This window comes from Pseudomonas sp. GW704-F2 (assembly GCF_059423025.1).
Map to the genome: position 1 here is coordinate 147,929 of NZ_JBWKXO010000009.1, position 24,949 is coordinate 172,877.

General features: G+C 60.4%; 20 protein-coding genes and 6 pseudogenes. 12 read left to right on the forward strand and 14 right to left on the reverse strand.

What is annotated here, in order from left to right; translation table 11 throughout:
• Positions 1-17 precede the first annotated feature (17 nt).
• The 3 genes from AC07W0_RS10515 to AC07W0_RS10525 form a co-directional block, all read right to left on the reverse strand.
• Positions 18-275, reverse strand: a complete 258-nt coding sequence (locus tag AC07W0_RS10515; RefSeq protein ID WP_026140151.1) for a PAAR domain-containing protein — start codon at positions 273-275, stop codon at positions 18-20.
• 29 nt (positions 276-304) lie between these two features.
• On the reverse strand, positions 305-1,123 hold the full coding sequence (icmH, locus tag AC07W0_RS10520) for a type IVB secretion system protein IcmH/DotU (RefSeq protein WP_046483801.1): 819 nt from the start codon (positions 1,121-1,123) through the stop codon (positions 305-307).
• Positions 1,124-1,706: 583 nt separating this feature from the next.
• Entirely contained in the window at positions 1,707-2,273 is a 567-nt protein-coding gene (locus AC07W0_RS10525) for a phosphoribosyltransferase family protein (RefSeq protein WP_102617414.1), read from the reverse strand.
• Between the two features lie 416 nt (positions 2,274-2,689).
• On the opposite strand from AC07W0_RS10525, the gene AC07W0_RS10530 reads away from it, so the two are divergent.
• The 3 genes and pseudogenes from AC07W0_RS10530 to AC07W0_RS10540 all read left to right on the forward strand — a co-directional run bounded on the left by AC07W0_RS10530 (position 2,690) and on the right by AC07W0_RS10540 (position 4,645).
• Entirely contained in the window at positions 2,690-3,586 is an 897-nt protein-coding gene (locus tag AC07W0_RS10530; protein ID WP_046483798.1) for a universal stress protein, read from the forward strand.
• A 56-nt stretch (positions 3,587-3,642) separates the two neighbouring features.
• Positions 3,643-3,939 (forward strand): annotated as a pseudogene (locus AC07W0_RS10535) (phosphoribosyltransferase); the annotation flags it as partial.
• A 46-nt stretch (positions 3,940-3,985) separates the two neighbouring features.
• Positions 3,986-4,645 (forward strand): dienelactone hydrolase family protein, encoded by a 660-nt coding sequence (locus AC07W0_RS10540; protein ID WP_102617413.1) that lies wholly within the window; start codon positions 3,986-3,988, stop codon positions 4,643-4,645.
• 17 nt (positions 4,646-4,662) lie between these two features.
• Here the strand turns inward: AC07W0_RS10540 and AC07W0_RS10545 are convergent.
• The 3 genes and pseudogenes from AC07W0_RS10545 to AC07W0_RS10555 form a co-directional block, all read right to left on the reverse strand.
• A pseudogene (locus AC07W0_RS10545) lies at positions 4,663-4,815 on the reverse strand (erythromycin esterase family protein); the annotation flags it as partial.
• A gap of 213 nt (positions 4,816-5,028) precedes the next feature.
• Positions 5,029-5,481, reverse strand: a complete 453-nt coding sequence (locus AC07W0_RS10550) for a VOC family protein (RefSeq protein ID WP_017847958.1) — start codon at positions 5,479-5,481, stop codon at positions 5,029-5,031.
• 52 nt (positions 5,482-5,533) lie between these two features.
• Positions 5,534-6,925 (reverse strand): NAD-dependent succinate-semialdehyde dehydrogenase, encoded by a 1,392-nt coding sequence (locus AC07W0_RS10555; protein WP_102617412.1) that lies wholly within the window; start codon positions 6,923-6,925, stop codon positions 5,534-5,536.
• 489 nt (positions 6,926-7,414) lie between these two features.
• Between AC07W0_RS10555 and adhP the strand changes: the two genes are divergently transcribed.
• The 4 genes and pseudogenes from adhP to AC07W0_RS10575 all read left to right on the forward strand — a co-directional run.
• Positions 7,415-8,425, forward strand: a complete 1,011-nt coding sequence (gene adhP / locus AC07W0_RS10560) for an alcohol dehydrogenase AdhP (RefSeq protein ID WP_017847956.1) — start codon at positions 7,415-7,417, stop codon at positions 8,423-8,425.
• A gap of 178 nt (positions 8,426-8,603) precedes the next feature.
• Positions 8,604-9,221: a LysE family transporter gene (locus AC07W0_RS10565; protein ID WP_046383985.1), complete on the forward strand. Its 618-nt coding sequence runs from the start codon at positions 8,604-8,606 to the stop codon at positions 9,219-9,221.
• Positions 9,222-9,269: 48 nt separating this feature from the next.
• Positions 9,270-9,449: pseudogene (locus tag AC07W0_RS10570) on the forward strand (transposase); the annotation flags it as partial.
• Between the two features lie 145 nt (positions 9,450-9,594).
• Positions 9,595-9,833: pseudogene (locus AC07W0_RS10575) on the forward strand (short-chain dehydrogenase); the annotation flags it as partial.
• Positions 9,834-9,919: 86 nt separating this feature from the next.
• Here AC07W0_RS10575 and AC07W0_RS10580 read toward each other — a convergent pair.
• Positions 9,920-10,258 (reverse strand): annotated as a pseudogene (locus tag AC07W0_RS10580) (winged helix-turn-helix domain-containing protein); the annotation flags it as partial.
• On the opposite strand from AC07W0_RS10580, the pseudogene AC07W0_RS10585 reads away from it, so the two are divergent.
• Positions 10,251-10,415 (forward strand): annotated as a pseudogene (locus tag AC07W0_RS10585) (TolC family protein); the annotation flags it as partial. The pseudogenes AC07W0_RS10580 and AC07W0_RS10585 sit on opposite strands and share 8 nt — an antisense overlap.
• Before the next feature lie 84 nt (positions 10,416-10,499).
• Positions 10,500-11,201: an MlaA family lipoprotein gene (locus tag AC07W0_RS10590; RefSeq protein WP_104904560.1), complete on the forward strand. Its 702-nt coding sequence runs from the start codon at positions 10,500-10,502 to the stop codon at positions 11,199-11,201.
• A 123-nt stretch (positions 11,202-11,324) separates the two neighbouring features.
• Here the strand turns inward: AC07W0_RS10590 and AC07W0_RS10595 are convergent, their stop codons facing one another.
• The 7 genes from AC07W0_RS10595 to AC07W0_RS10625 form a co-directional block, all read right to left on the reverse strand.
• Entirely contained in the window at positions 11,325-12,080 is a 756-nt protein-coding gene (locus AC07W0_RS10595; protein WP_017847952.1) for an ABC transporter ATP-binding protein, read from the reverse strand.
• Positions 12,074-13,135 carry a FecCD family ABC transporter permease gene (locus tag AC07W0_RS10600; protein WP_046383977.1) on the reverse strand — a complete coding sequence of 354 codons (1,062 nt, stop codon included), beginning with the start codon at positions 13,133-13,135 and terminating at the stop codon, positions 12,074-12,076. Before AC07W0_RS10600 ends, AC07W0_RS10595 begins: the two co-directional genes overlap by 7 nt.
• Positions 13,132-14,301 carry an ABC transporter substrate-binding protein gene (locus tag AC07W0_RS10605; RefSeq protein ID WP_102617410.1) on the reverse strand — a complete coding sequence of 390 codons (1,170 nt, stop codon included), beginning with the start codon at positions 14,299-14,301 and terminating at the stop codon, positions 13,132-13,134. The genes AC07W0_RS10600 and AC07W0_RS10605 overlap by 4 nt, the downstream gene beginning before the upstream one ends.
• Before the next feature lie 20 nt (positions 14,302-14,321).
• Positions 14,322-16,697, reverse strand: a complete 2,376-nt coding sequence (locus tag AC07W0_RS10610; protein ID WP_102617409.1) for a TonB-dependent receptor — start codon at positions 16,695-16,697, stop codon at positions 14,322-14,324.
• Between the two features lie 114 nt (positions 16,698-16,811).
• Positions 16,812-17,789: a FecR domain-containing protein gene (locus AC07W0_RS10615; RefSeq protein WP_102617408.1), complete on the reverse strand. Its 978-nt coding sequence runs from the start codon at positions 17,787-17,789 to the stop codon at positions 16,812-16,814.
• Positions 17,790-18,305: a sigma-70 family RNA polymerase sigma factor gene (locus AC07W0_RS10620; RefSeq protein ID WP_079445008.1), complete on the reverse strand. Its 516-nt coding sequence runs from the start codon at positions 18,303-18,305 to the stop codon at positions 17,790-17,792.
• A gap of 135 nt (positions 18,306-18,440) precedes the next feature.
• On the reverse strand, positions 18,441-19,685 hold the full coding sequence (locus AC07W0_RS10625; protein WP_102617407.1) for an MFS transporter: 1,245 nt from the start codon (positions 19,683-19,685) through the stop codon (positions 18,441-18,443).
• A 116-nt stretch (positions 19,686-19,801) separates the two neighbouring features.
• Between AC07W0_RS10625 and AC07W0_RS10630 the strand changes: the two genes are divergently transcribed.
• From AC07W0_RS10630 to AC07W0_RS10640, 3 genes are all read left to right on the forward strand, one after another.
• Positions 19,802-22,012 (forward strand): TonB-dependent receptor, encoded by a 2,211-nt coding sequence (locus AC07W0_RS10630; protein WP_102617406.1) that lies wholly within the window; start codon positions 19,802-19,804, stop codon positions 22,010-22,012.
• Positions 22,013-22,195: 183 nt separating this feature from the next.
• On the forward strand, positions 22,196-23,458 hold the full coding sequence (locus AC07W0_RS10635; protein WP_102617405.1) for a serine hydrolase domain-containing protein: 1,263 nt from the start codon (positions 22,196-22,198) through the stop codon (positions 23,456-23,458).
• A gap of 116 nt (positions 23,459-23,574) precedes the next feature.
• Positions 23,575-24,912, forward strand: coding sequence for an alginate export family protein (locus tag AC07W0_RS10640; RefSeq protein ID WP_046383971.1), 1,338 nt, complete (start codon positions 23,575-23,577; stop codon positions 24,910-24,912).
• The last annotated feature ends 37 nt before the right edge of the window (positions 24,913-24,949 follow it).

Consider the following 24,949-nt stretch of genomic DNA (forward strand, 5'->3'; position numbering starts at 1 on the left):
CTTGTGGTGAGTGTGGGTCAGTTGATCAACCAGCTGTCGTCGCCGTTTTCCAGCACGCCTTCGTGGTCGGTGGTGTCACCGACGCGGGCCACGGCTTTGCCGTTGATGATCATTGACGGCGAGCCGCTGATGATCACGGCACCGCAACTGAGTGTGTCGCCAGCGCGGGCAACAGCCCGGCCATTGACAGTGAAGCTCCCTGATCCACTGGCGACAGTGACTGGGCCACACGTTGGACAAGCATGGTCGTGACCGACCAAAACGACGGTAGGCATAGAGCCTCCTTATGGCTTTCACATGGGAGTTAGAGCTTGAGAATTTTGTCCAGTGAGGCAAGGACTTCTTGGGTGATGGCGTTCAGTCGTAGGGTATAGATCGTGTAAGCCGTGACTAGTACGGCGGCGGCCAGTGCCCATGGCGTCCACAATGGCCACGTACGTTTGATCCGGTAGTTACGTGGCACAACGTTGGTCAACGGGTCGGTCAGGCGCTTGGGTGTTTCGCCGCGCAGGGGGCGCAACAGACCGTGCAGCTGGTCGATGATTTTTTGTATTTCGTCATCGCCCTTGGCGTGGGCGCCATATTTGCCTTTGAGACCGGAGATCAGGCACTGGTACATGAACTCCAGCACATGCTGGTACCTGGCCGCTTCGGGGATCATGTTGTTCATGACGGTAAAGAATTTTTCGCCGCCCCATGTTTCCTCATGAAACTGACTGAGCAGTGAGCGTGCACTCCAAGTGGAGGACTTGCCCCAGGTAGTGCTCATGACTACCTCATCCAACAGCAGGCACAGGCTGTAGGAGTAGGCCTTGAGCATGCCGGCGTCGTAGTCGAGCTGGTTGACTTCTTCCATGATCGTGGTGATCTGGTTGCTGACGCTTTGGTACAGTGCGGATACATCGTCGTGCCGGTCTAAACGACGCAGGCGAATTACTAGGCCGATCAGCGGCGTGGCGGCATCGCACAGCGGGTTCCAGGCCACGCCGCGCAGGTCGAATTCGGGATCTGCAAGCAGCGGTTCAGGTTTGGTGCCAGTAGGCGTCGATTCAAGGGTGTTTTCGGGCGAGGCGATAGGTGTTGGTTCTGTGTGGGTGGCTCTGTTCGAAATGGCGCCACTCATCGCATGCACTCTTCTATCTATATTGGTTGAGAGCTGCAACGCCAGTCCTACAGCTGTCGCCACTCTAGGCAGACAAGATTTGGCGCTTCAATAGGGCGTGGACGATCAAGAGACGTCCTACAACTGCTGGTGTAATAATCTGTCAGTTTTGACTGTCTTTGGCGGGCGTCTTTCGGCGGTGGATGTGGTTAGAGGTCTTGCGAGTGGGTTGGGCATACTCCGTGCAGCGTTCCACGGACATCTCTGCACTGCTGGCTATCGGCCTTTCAGGTAGGGGTTGCCAGCTTTGCCGAAGTAGTACACAACGTAGCCCGTCAACCAACGAGGCGTACCTAAAACCTATTTGGAATCAACGAATTGCGCGGGAAACGAGTGTCTCGTTTCCCGCTCCAAACATAGCGCTACAGAATTCAGTGGAATTCTGTCAGCGATCGAAACAAGGACCTTCGGGTCCTTTTTTCGTTCCGGCGGGAATCACTGACATCCAGCACCGTCCAGTGCTTTTAAGTCCTGAATTGTTGGCGCCGAGCGTTCTCCAGCGCTCAAGCCCGGTGACTCGGCGAAGCCCTGAACGCTTCCACCGTCAGCGGGCGGCGCCGTGTCGTACCACTTCTATACAAAAGGCCTGTTCGTAGGGCGGTACGTTGCATTCGACAATATCAGTGGCGGCGACTTGCAGGTGTATACCGACAATGTCGGCCCGGATCGGCTGCTGACGGACATGCCGGTCGACCAGTACCGCCGTATGGACCCGACGAGCCCCCAGTTGTGCCAGATATGCACAAGTGCGCAGGAGGGAATGGCCTTCGAAGAGCACATCATCGACCACCAGAAACGTGGTATTGGCCAGATCCAACCTGCCCAGGGCCGGGTTTTCGGTCAATTGCGTGTAGGTATGCAGCACTTGCAGGTCGTCGGCGTAGCGCTTGACCTGCAGCGGGTAAACAGGGAGTTCCGGCCGGCCGGTCTGACGCGCAATATACTCGCGCAACCGTTGAGCCAGGGGCTGGCCCCTGCGCTCGATGCCTATCAGTGCCGCATGCGTCGGTGGCAGAAGGGTGGCGGCCTTGCGCGCCATCGTCTGCAACACAACATCCAGCTCATCACTGTCATACAGGCGCAACCGTTGACTTGCCACTAGGATCGTCATTGCTTTCTCCTGCTCGGGAAACATGGGGTCATGCGGTGCCGGCTACGGCAGCAGGCGTATGCCATGAGATACGTGTGCAATCGGCGAGTCTGAACTCCTGAGGCGCCGCACCCTTGCGAGTGCATGTTGGGTCAATGTAGACCGGCTGACCCTGGCAGGATTGATATTGATCAATCGCGATCAATCCAAAGCCCGATCCTTTCAACCGACGCGAATCTGCGGTAGCGCCAGAGGTGTGGGCACAAGCTGCCGCGAGTGAATGTATTGCTTGCCCGGGCACTTGATATAAATCAACTCCAAGGCCGCATCGACGGAGGATTCTGAGTCTATAAAGAAGGTGCTCGGTTCGGCGGTGAACACGACAGTTGTCCGCCATTGCGGGCAATGACAAACGTGCAAGCCCATGGAGTCCGATCATGAGCCAGTATCAACGGTTATTGCTGATCATCAACCCGGCGCTGCGCCGGTCTCAAGCCATGAACCATGCTGCCGCTCTGGCCAAGGTCAGCGGTGCGAGCCTGCACATTGCTGCCTTGATCCCTACTTGGAACCTGTTGTCGCTGCTCGAAGAGGGTGACCGGGCAAAAGCTCGCGAAAATTATCTGCAAGATCATCGCGATTGGCTCAAATACCAGGCGGCTCATCTGCGTGATAGTCATAAAGGTATCGAAGTGACGGCTGAAGCGAAGTGGGCCGACGACCTTCAGCAGGAGATTCTCGATTACGTCGCAGAAATGCAGCCAGACCTGCTGATCAAACAGGTGCAGCGCGAACCGGCACTCAAGCGTGCATTCATCACCCCGCTGGATTGGCGTTTACTGCGTCACTGCCCGATACCGGTCTATCTGCTCAGCGAAGACGACCTGCCCTTGCCGCGCAAGATCGTGGCGGCGGTCGACGCCTCCAATACCCTTGCCCAGGACAACGAGCTCAATGAACGGATCATCCAGCAGGCTTCCAGTCTCGCCATCCAGTGTCAGGCCGAGTTGCACTTGCTGTATGCCTGCGACATTTCCATGGTGTACCTGGGCGATATGGGCGGCGGGGGCCTGACAATTTCAGACCTTGGCAGGCAATTGCGCAAAGGTCATGAAAAGTCATTCCTCGAACTGGCCGACCGTTATGGCGTGCCTGCCGACCGGCGGCATTTCATCGAAGGGCAGCCTGTCGCGGTGCTCAATGCGTTCACCGATGAGCAGCATATGGATGTGATTGTGATGGGCAAGGTCCAGTCCCACGGACTGGACAAGCTGCTGGGCAGCACCACCGAACATCTCCTGTATCAGGTGTCCTGCAGCATTCTGGCTATCTAGCGCGGCGAGGGCCGCCTATTCCGAAATCACAGGCGTTATCGTCGGAGGAGGTCCTCGTGATCCTTAGTCCCTCATTGCAAACCCTCTTGCCAAACCGCGTCGAGGCCGGTCGACGACTGGTGGAACCCTTGCTCAAATACGCCAACAGGTCTGACGTCATCATTCTCGCGTTGCCCCGAGGCGGTGTTCCGGTGGCTTATGAAGTCGCCACAGCCCGGAAGGTTCGCCTGGACCTGGTGCTGGTACGCAAGCTCGGCGTGCCTTCACACCCGGAATATGCCATGGGCGCCATTGCCAGCGGAGGTATACAAATCCTTAATGACGACGCGATGCGGGTGCAGTCGATCGATCGAGCCGGTCGAGGATTGCCGCTGCCAGGCTCGCGGACGGAGCATCTTGATGTTTAAACCAATATCACGATCCATGGACCTGCCGGGCGTTGAACTGGACGCCGATTTGCGTTTGCCGACCAACACCCGCGCCTTGGTCGTTTTCGTACACGGCAGCGGTAGTGGCCGTTTGAGCCCGCGTAATCAATATGTGGCCGATGTACTGGCCCATCGGGGCTTGGGTTCGCTGTTGTTTGACCTGCTCACGGAAAAGGAGCAGCGCCTGGATAACTTGACCGGGGAGCTGCGTTTCGATATTCCGCTGTTGGCCAGGCGCTTGATCGATGTCATCGACTGGGCCGCTCGGGACCCCCAATTACGCTTGCTGCGGATTGGACTGTTCGGCGCGAGCACCGGCGCTGGCGCGGCACTGGTGGCGGCGGCCGAGCGTGCGCAGGTGGTCGGGGCGGTGGTCAGCCGGGGTGGGCGGACCGACCTGGCGGGACCGGCGCTGGCCCGGGTGAAGGCACCGACCTTGCAGATTGTCGGCGCACAGGACCCGGTGGTGTTCGACTTGAATTGCCAAAGCAGCCGGGCCCTGCGGTGCGAGCAACGACTGGAAGTCGTGGAGGGCGCCACGCATCTATTCGAAGAGCTTGGCGCCCTGGAGACAGTCGCCCGACTCGCTGGCGAATGGTTTGAAAAATACCTGCAGTCCCCGCACCCCTGAGAGGGCTGCATTCAGCATCACACACCAAACGGATAGGTTTCTGGTTCCAGGTGTTGGGTTTTCGGCCACGGCAGCGCGGCAACCGGCTTGGTGTGCTCAATCCAGATCATGGCATCGAATTGATCTGCTGGCACGGACTCGAAGTAGTGACTGAAACGCTCGGTTTCGGGGTCGCTCAGGCCCGTCGAGCCTGGCTGGAGCCCCATGACGCGCTCAATACTCGTTTGCTACCTGAGCTGAAGCCATTCTTGCGCGGTGCCGGGGCAAGGCGAACAGAACGCGATCAAGGACTATGTCAGCCATAGACAATATCGTTGCGCGGGTACTGGCCTGGCACGCTCGTTTTATCAATATCTTCAAGCGTGTATGCCGATGAAGAAATTTTATTCCCGGCGATCACTTCCTCGCGATTTTCCAAGCAAGCGCCGCTTTTGTTTTTCCAGGAAGAACATCACTTCGAGCTTCAGATTATCGGGGTCGAGGAAATAAACCGCATAGTAGCCCTCGCCATAATCCGGATAGTCAGCGGGCGCGTCGACAATCGTAACCGCCTGATCCAGCAGGAACGCGTAGAGCGCATCGACGTCCTCGCGCGCGGCAACCTCGAATGCATAGTGGTGATAGCCCACATCGCCGGTCCGGTGCTTGTGTTTGCGCCCCTGGGCATCGGCTTCGGTGATCCAGAACAGGGTTTCGCCATTGGTCCAACCAATAACCCGGTCGAACTCCCACTCTATGGTGAATCCCAAGAAACCGAGTACCTGATCGTAGAACGCCCTGGAGCGGTCCAGATCGCTGACACGAATAGCCAAGTGGTCTATCCCGATGACGTTCATCCTGTCAGGTCTCCTCGATTTCGGTTTCTTGGGACAAAGAGCGCTGTTGAACTCAGAACGGGGCGTCGATATCGACCACGACAATGAGTTTGTGGTTGACGAACTCCTTGAGCCCGAGACCGATCAACTCGCGGCCGTACCCCGAGCGGCGCACGCCACCGAAAGGCAGGTCGGCTTCGACCTTGGTCGGATGGTTGACGAACACCATGCCGGTGGAGATTTTCTTCGCGACTTCTGCGCCATGCGCCGTGTCCGAGGTGAATACCGAACCGCCGAGGCCGAACGGCGAGTCGTTGGCGATACGTACTGCATCGTCTTCATCCTTGGCGCGGAACAGCATGGACACCGGGCCAAAGAACTCCCAGTAGCGAGCGGGGTTGTCTTCGGCGACATCGGTCAGGATCGTCGGCTGCACGAATGCCCCATCGACAGGCACGGGCGGCCCGACTTCTTCGGCCTTGGCGCCAAGCTTCACGGCTTCGAGGATCTTTTGCTTGACCTCATTGGCCGCGCTTTGCGAGGAGAGCGGTGCCAGGGTCGTCTTCGCATCGAAGGGATCGCCGGCCACCAACTCCGCGACGCCCTTGCGATAGAGCGCGAGGAAGTCGTCATAGACCGCATCGACCACGATCATGCGCTTGGAGGACACGCAGACCTGCCCGGCATTCCAATGCCGGCCGAACACCGCCCATTTGCTCGTTTTCGCCAGGTCCGCGTCGACCAGCACGACGAAGGCGTCGGCGCCGCCGAGTTCCAGGGTGGATTTTTTCAGCGCTTTGCCCGCTTGCGACGCAACCACCGCACCGGCGCCTTCCGAGCCGGTCAAGGCAACGCCCTGCACGCGGGCATCGTTGATGATCAACTCGATCTGCGAACGCGTGGCGTACAGATTACGGAAGGCGCCGTCAGGCAGGCCGGCATCCTTCATCAACTTTTGAAAGCCAGCGGCGCTTTGCGGCACATTCGCTGCGTGTTTGAGAAGCACGGTATTACCGGCAGAAAGCTGCGGCGCCAGAATGCGGGCGATCTGGTAATAAGGGAAGTTCCACGGCTCGATCGCCAGCAGCACGCCGAGCGGTTCGCAGACGAGAACCGCCTCGCCCTCGGCAGGGTCGAGGACCGGGAGTTTCTCCGGCTTGAGCAAGGTTTCGGCATTGCGCACATAGTATTCGAAGATTTTTGCCGACAGCTCGACCTCGGCTTTCGCCTCGGCAAACAGCTTGCCCATCTCCAGCGTCAGTACCCTGGCAAAGGCGTCGCTGTCCTTGCGCAGGATATCGGCCGCATTCTGCAGGATGCGCGCACGTTCGGCGAAAGAGGTGTCCTTCCACGCCAGGAAAGCCTCATGGGCCTTGCCGATGGCCGCGGTGACTTCTGCATCGGTCGCATCGGGAAAGGTTTGCAGTGTCTCGCCCGTATAGGGATTGATTGTTGCGTATGCCATGTAAAAGCTACTCCAGAACCGTTTCGACTAAATGGCCAACCCGCCGCTGAGTGCATATGCCGGGCCTGCCGAAGGTACACGAGGAACAGGTTTCAAACATGGAGCCAAAGGTCGCAGGCCCACCCAGACCCGAGAGATCGGGGAGCTCACTTGACGTTCAGGGCGGCGGCGACGGTCACTGAAAGCGGTCACGATGATCTGCCGATCAGCGTCTCCTGTTGATCTTTGTCATAGAAAGGCAAAGAAGAGGCGTCCTTGCGCGGGTTGCCTGACTAATAGGCATCCCCCTTTTGCGCGACTTGTGCCATAAGACCGGTAGCGTTGGCGACCCGATGGCGCAGCAATAGCATCCATTGACTCCCCGACCCTGGGGCCGGGTGGCGGGCATTGCGCCAGACTTCGGAGCGCTGGAAGGGTGGTGCTGTACTGCTTTGGCATTTGTTGGGCCCGCTGTAACGCAAGCTCACTCACGGATACAAGGAGATAAGCATGAAAGCTGCTGTTGTTGCCCAAGGGCAACGCGTGAATGTGATCGAAAAAACATTACGGCCTCTGAAACATGGTGAGGCTCTCCTTAAAATGCAGTGCTGCGGGGTCTGCCATACCGACCTGCACGTCAAGAACGGCGATTTCGGTGATAAAACCGGAGTGATCCTAGGCCATGAAGGCATCGGTATCGTGCAGCAGGTAGGACCAGGCGTCACCTCTCTGAAGCCCGGTGACCGGGCCAGCGTAGCCTGGTTCTTCCAGGGCTGTGGGCACTGTGAATACTGCAACAGCGGCAACGAGACACTCTGCCGCAACGTAAAAAACTCCGGCTACACCGTGGATGGTGCAATGGCCGAAGAGTGCATTGTCGTCGCCGACTACTCGGTGAAAGTGCCTGATGGGCTTGATTCTGCGGCGGCGAGCAGCGTGACCTGTGCTGGCGTAACGACCTATAAAGCCGTGAAGGTTTCCAATATCCGCCCTGGGCAATGGATTGCGATCTACGGGCTGGGCGGCCTGGGGAATCTGGCGTTGCAGTACGCAAAAAATGTATTCAACGCCCGAGTGATCGCCGTGGACATCAACGATGATCAACTGCAATTCGCCAGGGAAATGGGCGCTGACCTGGTCATCAACTCCCGCAACGAGGATGCCGCAAAAGTTATCCAGGAGAAGGTCGGCGGAGCTCACGCGGCTGTCGTGACGGCCGTCGCCAAGGTCGCGTTCAACTCTGCGGTGGATGCCCTGCGTGCCGGTGGACGCCTGGTCGCAGTTGGGCTTCCGCCTGAAGCCATGAGCCTCGATATTCCTCGGTTGGTGCTTGACGGGATCGAGGTGGTCGGCTCGCTGGTCGGTACTCGACAAGACCTCGTAGAAGCCTTCGAGTTTGCCGCGCAAGGCAAGGTGGTGCCGAAGGTGACACTGCGTCCGATCGAAGATATCAATGAGATCTTCGATGAAATGCAGCAAGGGAAAATCAAAGGCCGCATGGTGATTGATTTGAGTCATTGACGGGCCATTGGCAGTCGCTCGGGCGGCTGCCAATACCGTTGGCTCCTCACGACGAGAAGCGCAGTTGATCGCTTTTGCCGATAGTTTCTGGATGGTTTTCTCACCTGCATCGCTAGATATTGAGGCGAGGTTGATGATAGGTTTTGCGTCCCAAACCATCCTGCGCGGGAGATAACCGATGTTTGGCGTGACCGACTATGGCGCTTTCATCATCGCCTTCATCATCGTCCTGGCCATTCCTGGCCCCGGCAATTTTGCCCTCATCACGGCGACCGGCAAAGGCGGGATAAAAGCGGGTTTGGCTGCGACATGCGGAGTGATACTCGGTGACCAGGTGCTCTTATGGCTGGCGGTCGCTGGCGTCGCAACCCTGCTGGCCGCGTATCCGGCAGCGTTCCATCTCATTCAATGGTTGGGTGCGTCGTACTTGGCGTGGCTGGGCCTGCGAATGTTGTTTAGTCAGGCTGGGGCCGCGCCGCGCAAGAGCCGGATGGATAACGGCCACTTCCTGCGTCAGACCATGATGATCACGTTGCTCAACCCCAAGGCGATCATCTTCTACATGGCCTTTTTCCCGTTGTTTGTCGATCCGGTGAAGCATCAGGGCATAGTGACATTCGCGTTCATGGCCGCGACCGTAGCGGTGGTGACGTTCCTCTATGGTTTGATAGCCGTCCTATTGACCCACAAGCTCGCTCAGCGCATGCGGGCCAACCCGCGCATCGCCAATCTGCTGGAGCGCTTGGCCGGCGTTTGCCTGCTGGGGTTCGGCGTCAAGCTGGTCGCCATGCGCTGAATACGAGCCGTTGGTTTACCCTGTCAGCAACCTGAAAACCATTGTCTTATCGAAGCCAGCCGCTCACTCGGCATTGGTGAGTCAGCGCTGCGCCGCTGGGTTGACCAGGTTCAGAAAGGGCGCCAAGGCGTCACGCCGCAGAGCAAGACGCTGACCCCAGAGCAGCAGAACATTCAGGAGCTGGAAGCTCGGATCGCCTGGCTTGAGCGAGAAAAATCCATACTAAAAAACTGCCTCCCCGGCGCTCCGCGGCTCATTGGATTAGAAATACTGCGTTCTACACTGATCTTACTGGACAGTGGTCGCTGGCTTTTTGGAGGCTTAGTCCCCGTCAAAAAACTTGACCGAGGGGAAGCTGCGGACCCGTTAGTGGTGGCACGAACTTAACGAGGTTAATGTCGTGGCGCCGTTCCACCTAGTCGCGTTGCCGAGTCGGCATTGCGCGATGCCGCCCGTTACCGTCGAGCAGGTTGCGTCGTAAACATCAGTTCGCATGCCGGTATCCGTCCTAAGGGCGCATCTATTCCCTATGCGGTAGTTGTAATGCTGGTCGAGTCGGACGACTTGACCGGCGAGATACTCCTCTCAGACGGCGGGTTGAATCTGACCTAGGTTTAGCGTGCTCCGGTATCTGGAGATGGATGCAGGCGTTCCGCTTGCGCCTCGTTGACGGTGCCGATGTGTATTATTCCGAGGTATCAGGCCTCGGAAAGCTGAAACCGATAACCGACCCCATACAACGATTCGATGGGCGTTTCCCCTGGGCACGCCTGCTCCAGCTTGCGCCGCAGGTTGCGGATATGGCTGTCCACCGTGCGGTCGGTGACCACGCGGTGGTCGGAGTAGATCTTGTCGAGCAGTTGGTCACGGGAAAATACCCGCCCGGCGGAACGTGCAAAGGTGCTGAGCAGTCGCAGTTCCAGGGGGGTGAGGTCCAGGGCGATGCCGTCTATCGAGGCGCGATACTGCGCTTCGTCGATCAGCAGGCGCGGCGCCGAGCTGACCAGCAGTTGGGGCCCGCGACGCAGGATGGCCTTCTCGTCCAGCTCGGCATTGGCCGGCCTGTTCAAATCCGGCAGCGGTGCCTGGACCTTTGCCCCGAGCATCAGCGTGCCGATTTTCGACGCCGGGAGTAACCGCGCGACCCTGGATTCGGCCAAGGTCGAGCGTGACATCCAGATACAGACTTATCAGCAGACCCTGCAGACCGCGTTCCGCGAAGTGGCCGACGCGCTGGCGCGCGTCAAATCGGCTGACTTCATTCAATGGGAAATCAACATGCGTGCATCTCGTTCCACTTTAAGCCGTTGCGCTCAGGTACTGACCTGCGCCAGTTTCATAACGCTTTCAGCCCTTTGCCAGGCGGATTCCGACAAGGACCCGTGGGAGCGTATCAACCGACCCATTTTCTCATTCAATGACACGCTGGATACCTACGCACTGAAACCCCTTGCCCAGGGTTATCAATTTGTTACCCCGCGCATTGCGCAAGACGGCGTGCATAATTTTTTCAACAATCTGGGGGAGGTCAAGAACCTGGCGAACAACTTACTTCAAGCCAAGTTCTATAACGCCGGGGTTGATACGAGCCGCTTCTTACTCAACAGCACCATTGGCCTGGCAGGATTGGTCGATGTCGCGACGCCCATGGGGCTGCAGCGCAATGACGAAGATTTCGGTCAAACCCTCGGTTACTGGGGGGTAGGTAGTGGTCCTTATCTTGTGCTGCCGCTCTTGGGGCCCAGCACACTTCGCGATGCGCCGGCCATCTTTCCCGATATCTACGCCAACCCGGTTCGTTACATCGGCGACGTTCCGACGCGTAATAGCCTGTACGGCCTGGGCATGATCGACGGACGCGCTCAATACATGAAATCTGAAAAGCTCATCACCGGGGATAAATACAACTTCATTCGAAGCGTTTATCTGCAACACCGGGAGTTCAAGATCAATGATGGAAACGTAAAGGACGACTTTTGATCAGCGCGGTTCGACCTCGGGATCAAGTTACCCGTTGACACTGTCCGGATGCGCCGCCCATCGAAGCCCAGGCACTGATGGCCGGCGCGGCCGTGGAATAGCAGGCTGGAGTGCTCGCCGCCCTCAAACAATATCGTCGATCAGGATATGAGGCTGCCCGCGACTGCACTGTTCAATGCGCGCCTGGACCTTGTACACAGTGCGCAGCATCTGTTCTGTAATGACCTCACGGCTCGCGCCACTGCCTTGTGCGGTACCGTCCGCAATCACCAGCACCTGATCGGCAAAACGTAACGCCTGGTTCAGGTCATGGATGGCGATGAACACAATGACCCGACGCCGGCGGGCCAATGCCTGCATGAAGTCCAACACCTGGACCTGGCGGTGCATGTCGAGGGCGCTGGTGGGTTCGTCCATCAACAGGATCTCCGGCTCGCGCACCAAGGTCTGCGCGATGGACACGAGCTGTTGCTGCCCGCCGCTGAGTTCGCCGAGGTTGCGAAAGGACAGGCCGGTGATCCCCAGCGCCTGCAATATCTCGTCGACCAGCGTCAGCTCATCATCGTGGACGACCCAGCCGGGCGACAGTTGTTTACGTGCCAGAAGCACCGATTCGTACACCGTCAATCGAGCGCTGCCGTTCAAGCCCTGCGGCATGTAGCTGATGCCCCGCACGCCCTTTTTCGAGCCCTGCAGAATCACCCGGCCGGGGCCGTCGATCAAGCCTGCCATGCGCTTGAACAGGGTGGACTTGCCGGCGGCATTGGGGCCGACCACCGCGACCACTTGGCCACCCATAAATGCGCCGGTCGTGACACCGCTGATGATCGTGCGCTGACCGTAGCGGGCACCAAGGTTCTCCAGTTGGATCGTCACCATGAGTTTTTCTTCCCGCTGAGAATCAGAGATATGAAGAACGGCACGCCGATCAATGATGTGACCACGCCGATCGGAAAGATCGCGCCCGGAATCAGGGTCTTACTGACCACCGAACTGACGGACAGAATCAGTGCGCCGGTCAGCAGCGACGCCGGCAGGAAGAACCGCTGGTCTTCACCAATCAACATCCGCGCAATGTGCGGGCCGACCAGCCCGATAAAGCCGATGGTGCCGACGAAGGCCACGGGAAACGCGGCGAGCAGGCTGACCATGATCAACGTCTGAAAGCGCAGGCTGCGCACGTTGATACCGAAACTGGCGGCCTTGTCATCGCCCAGCCTCAGGGCTGTGAGGGCCCAGGCGCGCCTGGCGAAAATCGGCAGGGTGACCACGATCACCAGGCAGATCACACCGAGTTTGGGCCAGGTGGCTTTGGTCAGGCTGCCCATGGTCCAGAACACCACGGCCGCCACGGCTTGTTCGGTGGCAAAAAACTGCACCAGGGCCAACAACGCGTTGAACGTGAACACCAGGGCAATGCCGAGCAGCACGATGGTTTCAGCGGTGACGCCGCGGCGCATGCTCAGGAAGTGGATCAGCAAGGCAGAGAGCATGGCCATGACGAACGCGTTCACCGGCACCATGTACTGTGCCGCCAATGGGAACAGGGCCACGCCAAACGCCAGGCCCATGGCCGCGCCGAAGCTGGCGGCGGCAGAAATGCCCAGGGTGAAGGGGCTGGCCAGAGGGTTGTTGAGGATGGTCTGCATCTGCGCACCCGCCAGTGATAATGCCGCGCCCACGGCAACCGCCATCAGGGCGACAGGCAGGCGGATATCCCACATCACCACGCGCACCTGCGCCGAAGCGTCGTCCGGTGAAAACAGTGCGCCGAGTACTTCGCGCAGGCTGTAACTCGCCGGGCCCAGGGCCAGGTCAAGCAGGACACTGCAGAGCAGCAGCGTCATCAGCCCGGCGAGGATCAGCCGCTTGCGCAGCACCAGGCGGCGGTAGGTCTCGCGCTGCACCACCAGGGTGTCGCTCGGTGCGCTCATGGCTTGACCTCGGGGGTGCGCAAACTGACGAAATAGCCCGGCTCGTAAGGTACCGGCAGAAACCGCTCGTGCAGCTCGCGAAAGGAGGCCTCGGGGTCCAGGTCGGCAAACAGCGTGGGATGAAACCATTTGGCCAATTGCTGGATGGCCACGAACTGGTAAGGGCTGTTGTAGAACTGATGCCAGATTGCATGAAAGGCCTGGTTGTCCTGCGCCTTGATCCCTGCGTAGGCTGGCCGTTGGGTGTACCAGGCCAGTTTGTGCCGGGCTTGCGTCATGTCGGCGCCGGGGCCGACGCCGACCCAATGGCCGCCAGGGGCGAACGCCTCCCAGTTGGCGCTGGTGACTACCACCTGCGCCGGGTTGGCGACGATGACCTGTTCGGGATTCAACTGGCCGAAGGTGCTGGGGATAATGCCTCTGGCGATATTGTTGCCACCGGCCATGTCGACAAAAAGCCCGAAGTTTTCGTTGCCGAAGCTCAGGCAGCAATCGTCCGTGTAACCGCCGATGCGTTCGATAAACACCGCGGGGCGCACAGGCTGCTGCGCCGCGATCACGTCGGTCACCCGGTGGATCTGCCGGTTGCGAAAATCAATGAAAGCCTCGGCACGCGCTTCTTTGCCCAACAGTCGGCCGAACAGGCGCATGGTCGGCTCGGTGTTCTGCATCGGTTGATTGCGAAAGTCGACGTACACCACCGGTATGCCCAGGGCATCGAGCTTCTCGATATAGCGCGCATCCTCGGTGGCATGCTGTGCCTCGATGTTGAGGATGATCACGTCGGGGTGCTGGGCGATCGCTTGTTCGATGTCGAAGGTCCCGTCTTCAAAACCGCCAAAGGTGGGAATCCTGGCAATGGCGGGAAATTTGCGCAGGTAGGCTCCGTAGGTGTCCGGGTCCGACTGGATCAGATCCTTGCGCCAGCCGACGATGCGTTCGATGGGGTTTTGCGTATCCAGGGCGGCGACCAGGTACAACTGGCGACCCTCCCCGAGAATCATCCGCCTGACCGGCAGATGGACCTTGACCTCGCGGCCAAGCAGGTCGGTGACGGTACGGCGCGCGGTATCCGCCTCGGCGGCGGGGGCGGGCAGTGAAGCCCCGAGCAAGCCAGCCACTAACAGCGCCGCGAAGGCGTGGCTGCGTCGAACGATGGTAACCATGGTTAAAGCCTTTGCAGGTGTCAGAAGTCGACCGTGGCCGAGAGTAAAAGCGTGCGTGGCGAGCCCTGGGAAAACGCTCCATAAGAGGCGACACCCGACCAGTACTCGCGATCGAACAGGTTTTGCACCGTGGCGCGGAACGTTGTCGGCCGCTGTGCGATACGCGTGGTGTAACGTGCGCCGAGGTCGATGCGAGTCCAGGGATCCAGTTGTTGGCTGTTGGCCTGGTTGACGTACTGGCGGGCGGTATAGATCGCGCCACTGGTGAACGTCAGCCCCTCGACCCAGGGGATGTCCCATTCGGCCCAGAGGTTGGCTTGTACATCCGGCACGCCGACCGGGGTGTTGCCTCGGTTGGCGGCAATGCCGGTTTTGGTCAACTGCGCATCCAGCAACGTCACCCCCCCGAGCAGGCGCGCGCCTGGGGCGACCTCGCCAAACAGGTTCAGCTCGATGCCCCGATTGCGCTGTTCGCCTTGCACCGAAAACGTCCCGCCCGACAACTCGCCGCTGGGCTTCTTGATCTGGAACAGCGCCAGGGTCGACATGAACGTGCCGTAGTCGAGCTTGACCCCGATCTCCTGCTGCCGGGAAACGTAAGGGGCGAAGATCTGGCCTGCATTGGCGGCGTTGGCCGGGGCGACGTCGCCCTTGCTCAGGCCCTCAAGGTAGTTGTAGTAGAGCGACACATGGTCCCAGGGTTTGACCACCACCCCGAACAGCGGCGTGGTCTTGCCTCCGTCATACGACGTGCTCAGCGTACCGGAGGCGTTGTAGTTGCTCGACTCAATATGCTGTCTGCGCAGGCCGAAGGTGACCTGCAGGCGTTGCTCGAGCACCGACAGGGTGTCGGCGATGGCGATGCCGGATAATTGCGTCGCGGAGACCTTTGGCGTATCCGGCTCGGCAATCGAAGGCTTGGGCTGATCGATCGGGTGGTAGATGTTCGACAGGATGACCGCGCCGGATGTGATGCCACGGGACAACTCGTCGCGATAACGCGAGACTTGCAGGGCCGTGACGTGGCCGACCGGCCCGGTGTCGAAGCGTAGGCGCGTGCCCGCATCGACGGTGTAGCGCTGCACGTTGAACTTGTAATAGCCGGGTGTCGAGGCGGTGTCGCCGGCGGCGTTGAGGAGGGTTGGGGTCTGGTCGGACATGCGCGCGACAGCCGACCTGCCGCCACCGGCATGGGCGAAGACGGTCAAGGCGTCGGTGAGGTCGTATTCACCGCTGAGCAACGCGGATTTATCACGGGTTTCGGACCAGCCCCAGTCTTGGCTCACATTGGTCCGCCCATTGGCGGCGGAAGGCATCTCCACGCCCGTGTCGATCAGGAACGGTCGAGATGCCGCGTCGAACTTTTCTTGCTGGGAGATCAGGTCCAGGCTGCCTCGCAGGCGATCGGACCGGTAGTCCAGGGACACGGCACCGAGCCCGACGGCGCGCGATTGGTCGTCGATCACGGTGTTGCCTTGCTGGACACTGGCGTTGACCCGCACCCCCCATCGGCGTTCCTCGCCAAAGCGCCGGCTGATGTCGATATGGTTCCCCAGTTGCGCATCCTGGGCGTAACTGGCGGTGAACCGCGTCAAGTCTTCATCCAGGGAGCGCTTGGGCACCACATTGATCACCCCGCCGACGGCACTGTTGGGCGACATGCCGTAGAGCAGTGCGCTCGGGCCTTTGACGACCTCGATGCGTTCGGCGTATTCGGTGAACACCCGATAGTTGGAGGCCACGCCATAGACACCGTCGAAGGCCAGCTCACCGAGGTTGCCTTCGCCGACCGGAAACCCACGGATAAAAAAAGAATCGACAATCCCGCCGGTCTGCCCGGTGGCGCGGACCGACGAATCGCGCTCCAGCACGTCGCCCACGGTCGTTGCCTGTTGGTCCTTGATCAGCGACGAGGTGTAAGTGCTGACGCTGAAGGGGGCGTCCATTACATCGGTATTACCCAGCATGCCCAGGCGTCCTCCCGCGGCCACCTGGCCCCCCGGATACACCGGGGGCAAGGTCTCGGCCGGCTGGTCGTGGCCACTGATCGTGGTCTGCGCCAGGGTGACCCTGCGGAGCGCCAAGGTGTAGCTGCCGTCGTTGCGCAGCAGCATGTCCAGGCCACTGCCGGCCAGCAAATGCGCGACTGCCGCCTGGGTCGAGTAATTTCCAGAAAGCCTTGGGCTGATCAACCCTTCAGTGATCGACGGCTCGAAGGACAAGGCAATGCCGGCCTCCACGGCAAAGCTCGACAAGGTTGCGCCGAGCGGTCCGGGGGCAAGGTTGTACGCGCGCACGGTCACTGAATCCAGCTGCACCGGCGCGTCCGCCCGGGCCAAAGGGCAGGCCGCACCGATCAGGGTCAGGCTGAGCAACGCGCTGCGAATGACCGGCATCAATGGGGGGCCCTGTGGCGAGAGGAAGTGGCTGTTCCTTCATTGCCAGTTGAGATCAAAAAAAGTATCAGCCTGGCAACGCTTTATTTTTTTGCGAGGTTTGCCTTCGCGGCGTCAGGCGGGCGACAGCGTGACCCAATACCCGTTCAAATGGCCGGTGGCGAGCACCGGGTAGGTTTGCACCAGCATGTTCAAGGTGCGTTGGGTATCGCTGATCGGGAAGGCACCGGAGACGCGCAGGTCGGCAATGGCCGGATCACAGCGCACAAAACCACGACGATAACGCGCCAGCTCGGCAACGAAATCCGCCAGGCGCATCTTGTCCGCCATCAGCATGCCCTGGGCCCAGGCACCGACGTAGCGACCGGCGGCAGTCAGCGCTCCAAAGGTCTGTGAGGAAAAGTCGGTGCGCTGCCCGGCGTTGACGATCAGCGGCTCCGTTTGGCGGTTTTCGGCCAGTTCCACTTTCACTGCGCCTTCCAGTACGGCGAGCTGGGTACGCGGGCCCAGTTCACGCACGGTAAAGCGCGTGCCCAGGGCCTGCATGCGGCCCTGTCGGGTGATGACGAGGAAGGGGCGGGGGACGGAAGCGGTATCCGGTGCGGTCTGCACCAGTATTTCGCCTTCGCGCAGATGGATGAGCCGCTGTTGGCCATCAAACAGCACATCCATGGCGGTGTCGGTATTCAACGTGATGCGTGAGCCATCGGCCAGGGTCAATTCGCGTCGTTGGCCCACGGCAGTGCGGTAGTCGGACGACCATCGGCCTGACTCCACCAGCTTCCAGCTGCCCCAACCCGCCGGTATCACCGCCAGCAGCAGGGCCAATTTACCCAGGGCCGCACGCCGCTCCGGATTGCTTGGCCGATCCAGCGCCGACATCGCCAGGGAAGATGGCAAGCCGCCCAGCTTGCTTTGCAGCAATTGCGCCCGCGACCACGCGCGATCGCGCTCGGGGCTGCTGACCTTCCAGCGCTCCCACTCGGCACGTTCGTTGTCGCTCAGCCCGTTGTCGCTCAAACGCATCAGCCATTCGGCGGCTTCTTCAAGCACGTCGGGATTCAGCGGTGGCTCTCTGCGCAGCGAGCGCATCTATTCGACCATCATCATGCAGTGCAGGAACGCTTGTTTCATGTAGCGTTTGACGGTGATCAGCGAGACGTCCAGTTGCTTGGCGATGTCGTCGTATTTCAGCCCGTTGATCTGCGACAGCAGGAACGCCCGCTTCACCAGCGGCGGCAGGGCATCGAGCATGGCGTCGATTTCGTGCAGGGTTTCCAGCACCATGAAGTGCGATTCAGGCGACGGCACATCCTGCGCGGGCGCATTGGCGAGTGCCTCCAGGTAGGCGCGCTCCAGCGCCTTGCGCTGGTACCAGTTGATCAGGATGCCCTTGGCCACGCAGCTCAAGTAGGCGCGAGGCTGCTCGATTACCGTGACCTGTGAAGCCAGGATGCGGGTGAAGGTGTCCTGCGCCAGATCCGCCGCATCCATGGCGTTGCCCAGTTTTCTTTTCAGCGTCGCGTACAGCCAGCTGTGATGCCCGCTGTACAGGGCCTCAATCGCGCGCAGGTGGCTCGGGTTGTTCGCGGAGTGGGTTTGGCTCATGGCGCGGGCGTGCATCTAATTGAGAAGTATTCCCAATGCTAGTTGACAAGATGCTTGAAAAGCAAGGGGGGATCAGTGCCCCGCGATCGGTGCGATCCCCTGTGCTGGCGTGTCCTTCATCGCCAGGCACCTGGTTCAATCCCGACCCGCGACTCGGTGGGGTTGCTTGCCCGCGGGCCAATAACGCAGGGCGACGATCAGCACCAGCGCCAGCGCATACGCCAGGCAAACGAACAGATACGTGTAGGGCAGGCCATACGCTTGGCTGAGCAAGCCGCCGATGCAGATACCGGCAATCGAGGCAAACTGCGCGGTGCTTTGCGCGATACCCAGTACATAGCCCTGTCGGGCGCTGTCGGCGGTGGTCGAGATCAGGGCCATCAGCACTGGCGTCGTGGCACCCAGCAGTACTCCCCAGACGAAGTAGGCCAGGATAAACACCACGGGGTTGCGGGTAATGCCCGCCACGGCGGTCAGCGCGATGCAACCGATCACCACGTAAGTGATGCGCTGCAGCGTCTGGCGTAGAGAGCGCTGCTCGAAGTAGCGCGACCATGCCGTCGCCGAAAGAATGAAGCCCAGGGCCAATAGCCCGTAGCACAGGCCGACCACTGAGTGGCTGACATCGAATGTGGAGCTGACGTAAAGCGAGAACGAAGTCTGGGGCAGCATTCGCGCCAACAGCAGAATCCCCATGATGCCCAACAGCGACAGCAGGGGCGAGCCGCGCCAGCCGGCAGCGCTGGCCTGGGCGGGGGCGCAGGTGTTTACCGGCGCGGTTTTTTTCACGGGGGGGACGTCCGGCAGTGTCATGGCGGCGATCACCGTGCAGGCGGCACATAACACCGAGGCCACGATATTGATCCAGAAAAACGTCGCGTAATCGAGAATCAGGCCGCCGAGCACGGCGCCCAGCAACGAGCCGACGTTGGTCGAGATCTGCAGAATCGCGAACAGCCGGGCCCGGCGCGACGGGCTTTCGATACTCACGCCGTAGGCCTGCGCCGGGGCAATGTAGCCCGCGAAGGCACCCTGCAGGAAACGCAGGGCCAGGATCGCCCAGATGTCGCTGAAAAACGCCAGGCCGAGCTGGGTCAAGGACAACCCGGCGAGCGCGCGGATCATCATCAACTTGTGCCCGTATCGATCGCCGATACGGCCCCAGAACGCACTGGTCAGCATGATGCCCAGCATCGGTCCCACGTACACAGCGATGCTGGCGAAACTGAAAAGCGCCTCCGAAGAGGCCAGCCCGCGCAGGTGTACGGGCCAGAACGGCCCGCTCATTTCCATCGCGCCCATGGAGACCAGTTGGATCGCGAACAAAAGATAAACAAGGGTTCTGACACTTGAACCCTGAATGACACCTGCATGGGACATGGGACGGCCTCGGCGGATGAACCCGGTAAAAAAACAGGGAGGGATGATACTTTTTCGCAAGTCGGCTGGCATTAGGAGTGATTCCCATTTTCCTACGTTGAAAGGATCCTCTCGTCATGCCCGTTATCTGTCGTCCCTATGGTGAACGTGTGTTAACCCTCGCGATTCGGAGCGCCATGCTGAATGTCGTCTTGGTCGCATGCAGCGCCAATGCCTCGGCGGCTACGCCACAGCCCGCAGCGGGCGACGCGTCAACGCCTGACAGCGCGCAGAGCCTGATCCTCGACACCACCACCATCGACGCCCGCGAGGCTGGCCCCACGGCATTGCCGCCGGTACTGGCCGGCGGGCAGGTCGCCCGTGGCGCGCGCCTGGGGATGATGGGCAACAAGGATGTGATGGACGCCCCGTTCAGTGTGACCAGCTACACCGCCAAAACCCTGGCCGACCTGCAAACAGTGACGGCGGCCGACGCCCTGGAACGCGATCCTTCGGTGCGGTCCACGGGGCAGACGGGCGGTATCGTCGATTCGTTTTTCATCCGTGGGTTTGCCATCGGCGAAGGCAACCTTGGCGAGTTGGCCTATGACGGCGTGTACGGTGTGGCGCCGAACTACCGGACGTTCACCGACTACGCCGAACGCATCGAGGTGCTCAAAGGGCCCGGTGCGCTGATGTACGGTGTCTCGCCGAACAGCGGCGTTGGCGGCGTCATCAACATCGTGCCGAAGCGGGCGCTGGATGAAGACCTGACGCGCTTTACCGGCAGTTACGCATCGGACTCTCAAGTGGGCGGCCACTTGGACATCAGCCGGCGCTTTGGTGAAGAAAACCAGTTTGGCCTGCGCTTCAACGGCAGCCTCCAGGGCGGCGACACCGCCGTCGATAATCAGAAGCGCGAGGTGGATATCGGGGCCATTGCCTTGGATTATCGCGGCGAGCGGTTGCGCCTGAACCTTGACTACATCAGCCAGAAAGAAAACTTTGACGGCGCCTCGCGCCCCTTCACCGTCGCAACGGGCATCGACGTGCCATCTGCCGCCAATGGCCGCACCAGCCTGCCGCAAAAATGGGGGTGGTCGGACACCAAGGAACAGTCGACACTGCTCGGCGGCGAGTATGACTTGAGCGATGCGCTGACCGTGTTCGCCCATGCCGGCGGGGGCAAGTCGGATGTGAAGCGCCTGTCCGACCAGGTGCCCAGGATCCTCAACGACGCCGGCGATACCAGCAATATCCCGGGTTACTACAAGTTCAACGTCGACCGTTCGACCGCCGATGTGGGCCTTCGCGGGCTGTTCGCCACCGGGCCGGTGACGCACATGACCACGCTGATGGCGACCCGTTACCGGGACGAACTGTCCCGAGGCATCACCAATGGTAAGGAGATCCGCTCCAACATCTATCACCCGGTGGATACGCCCAAGCAATACCTCGACGCCCCCAAGGTGCTGCGCATTTCGGAAACGGAACTGTCCGGCGTCGCACTGACGGACACCCTGGGCATGCTGGACGACCGCCTCCAACTGACCCTCGGCCTGCGCCGGCAAGCGATCGAGTCGCGTAACTACAATGCCGCCGGGGCTGTCAGCTCCCGCAACAAAGACACTGCCACGACGCCGTTGCTGGGCGTCGTGGTCAAGCCCTGGGATGACGTGTCCTTGTATTACAACTATGTCGAGGGCTTGAGCAAGGGCGATACCGCCCCAGGCACCGCGAACAACGGCGGCCAGACATTCGCCCCTTATGTGTCCAAACAGCACGAGCTCGGCGTGAAGTATGAACACCACACGTTCATCACGACCGTGGCGTTGTTCCAGATCGAAAAACCCAGCGGCGAGCTGGGTGCCAACAATGTGTATTCCGTGCAATCGGAGCAACGCAACCGTGGCGTGGAGGTGAGCCTGTACGGGGAAGTCGCGCCGGGCACGCGCTTGATGGGGGGCGTGACGTTCCTCGACGGCGAGTTGACGAAGTCCGCCACCGCAGCCAACCGGGGCAACAAACCGGTCGGCGTACCCGACATCCAGGCCAACCTCTGGGCCGAATGGGATACCCCATGGCTGGAAGGCTTTACCTTGACCGGCGGCGCGATCTACACCGACAGCCAATACGTCAACCAGGCCAACACCCAGGAACTGGACGCCTGGACTCGCATCGATGCGGGCGCGCGTTATGCCACGAAGATAGAAGGGCGACCTACGACGTTCCGCGCCACCGTGCAGAACGTATTCGACCGTGAGTACTGGTCGGGCGTCGCCTCCTACGGCGCATTTTCCCCGGGATCTCCGCGCACCTTGCAGTTGTCGGCCACGGTTGATTTCTGAGGTCGGTGTGGAGTGTGCTTTTCATGACGGCCAATGTGCGGCTCACCGCCGGCGACCGGCTCGATGCAGCGATAGCAGAACGAGTGTTATCGAGTAAAAAGTTTTATTGACTAAAAATAAATATCGGGTAATGATTTCTGCGCATCTGCTCTCATGCAGAGTCATCTCCAGGGTCATCTCCCGATGAGTCATAAAAACCCGTCTTTTCTTGCGACGCTTTACGTCGAGGCCACTGAATCGTCGTCGGCCACTTGCGCGGCCCCTTTGCTGATGCATGGCTTTCCCGCCGAGCCGGAACACCGAGTCACGTGGCACAACTGGATGCGTCCGCCCTTCAGCCAGTGGGGGTTCCGCAACCTGGCGCGCTTGCGCCCCACTATTGACGTACCGGCGGGCCCAGGGCCGGTCGGTACGCTCAAGCAGGCTCCCAATGCGCTGGACCAGCTGTGTTTCGACAGTGAGTGTGGGCTGAGCATCAGCGTTATCGACCACCTCGAGGCCAGCCAGACCGACGCCTTTTTGGTGATGCAGGGCGACACGGTATTGTTCGAGCGCTACTTCAACGGTCAGCAGGCCTGCGACCGGCACATCATGTTTTCGGTGACCAAGTCGCTGATCGGCACCCTTGGCGAACAGCTGGTTTCCAGTGGCGTGCTCGAGCCCGAGTTACCCGTCGCGTACTACGTGCCCGAACTGGTGGGCAGCGCGTTTGGCGATGCGACGGTGCGCCAGTTGTTCGATATGGCGGTGGGCATCGACTACAGCGAGGTGTACGACGATCCCAACTCGGAGAGTTCGCAGTACGGTTACGCCTGCGGGTTTCAACCGGCACCGGCGCAATACGCCCAATTCGAGTCGTTGTACCAGTACCTGCCATCCCTCAAAAAGCGCGCCAGCCACGGTGGCTTTTTCCATTACGTGACCGCGACCACCGAAGCTTTGGCTTGGGTCATGGAGCGCGCCTCGGGCAAGGCCTGCAGTCAGTTGTTGGCAGAAATCTGGAGCCGGCTGGGCTGTGATCGCGACGGCTATTTCATGGCTGATCCCTGGGGACGTAACGTCGCCGGGGCGGGTTTCAGTGCGACGTTAAGAGACATGGCGCGCTTCGGTCGTCTGCTGGCCAACGATGGCTGTCACGAGGGGGTTGAGCTGCTGTCGCCCGAGACCGTGGCACGTATCGCCGGCGGCGGGGATCCGGCGATCTACGCGCAAAATGCCGAGTTCTCCGGCTGGACACCGGGTGCGTCCTATCGAAGCCAGTGGTACGTGTTCAACGATCACAGCCAGGCCCTGATGGCCGGTGGCATCCACGGCCAGTACCTGTTCATCGACAAGCCCTCCGGCGTCGTGATCGTCAAGCAATCGTCGCTGACCGATGCGGTCGGCCCGTTCGATGCCGATAGCGTGCGAATGCTGCGCGCTATCAGCGCTCACCTGAGTCACTGACACACCCCGAAAAATAAGAGTCTTGCGTTCTATTCACCTGGCTTTGCCATGTGTTGGCGGCGCTTTGCGTCGCCATTGACTGCCCTGTAACAACAATAATCACACAGGAGCTTCTTATGGTTTTCATCAAGCGTTTCTCTCGAGCGCTCATAGCGGTCGGCTTACCCTTGACCACCCACGTCGCGTTGGCGGGCTACACCTTTGAGGACGGCGATCTCAAGGGCGAAGTCAACCTCACCGCGGGGGGCGCGACGCTATCAACCCGCGGCGTCAACTTCGGCAGCGGCCGGGTCGATGCGCGCAACGGTAAAAATGGCGGCACCAAGATCGACTGGCAAGAGTTCTACGTAAAACCCGGGGTCAAACTCGAGTATGCGTTGCAACCCGATTTCAGCTTGCTGGCCGGCGGTTCCCTGGTCGCGGCAAGCACGTTCGGCGACGGCGACGCGGGCGGTTTTACCCGCAGTTCCGACGGCAAGGTTGCCGCTGAAGAACTGTACGGCGGGTTCCGCGCCGGTGAGTGGAAGTTCACGGCTGGCCGCCAGAACTACATGGTCGGTACGGGGTTCATCGTCATGGACGGCAACCTGGACCAGCTCAAGGACGGCGCCTACTGGCTGGGCCCTCGAACCGCCTTCAAGGATTCGGCGATCCTGGCCTGGGAACATGGCGCCTTGAAGTCTCAGGCATTCACCCTGCGCACCGACGATGACCTGGGTGATTTCCGCATGACCGGCGTCAACCTCGATTACAACCTCGACGACCAAGTGACCCTGGGTGCCATGGCCATGCGGGTCAACGCCCTGGGGCCCAAAGGCAGCACGCTGCCTCGTCGTCGCGACGGCATGCAGGTGTACAACCTGCGGGCGCTCAATGCCAAGGTGCCCGGCGTACCGGCGCTGACCCTGAATGCGGAGTACGCGTTGGAGCGCGGTAGCGGCGAGGGGGTCGATTACGATGCCAACGCCTGGTACGGCCAGGCCGACTATGCCTTCAGCACGTTGCCGTTGACGCCCGTCATCGGTTATCGCTACGCGAGCTTTTCCGGTGATGACAACCTCAGCGATAACCGCCAGAAAGCCTGGGACCCGTTGAGCAAGGGCTTCGTCGACTGGAGTACGTGGCTCGTCGGCGACGTGGTCGGCAACTACCTGCTGTTCAACAGCAACGAAAATGTCCAACAGTTCTCGCTCAAGACCCACCTCAACGAGACCCTGACCCTCGGCGCCATTCACTACCAGTTCTGGCTCGATGAGAAAAACTACATGGGCGCGGCGGTCCGCGATCGGCGCTTTGCCGATGAGAGCGTGATATTCCTCGACTGGACGCCCACGCCGTCGTTCTATACGTCGCTGTCCTATAACTGGGTCAAGCCACTGGCCGCCGCCAAGCAGGTGTTCGGTGACGACCAGACCTTCAGTGCGTTGGAACTGTATTTCACCTATCGCTATTAAGTGCCGCGAGCCTTTGCGGCCGCGCTGGAGTGTTTTT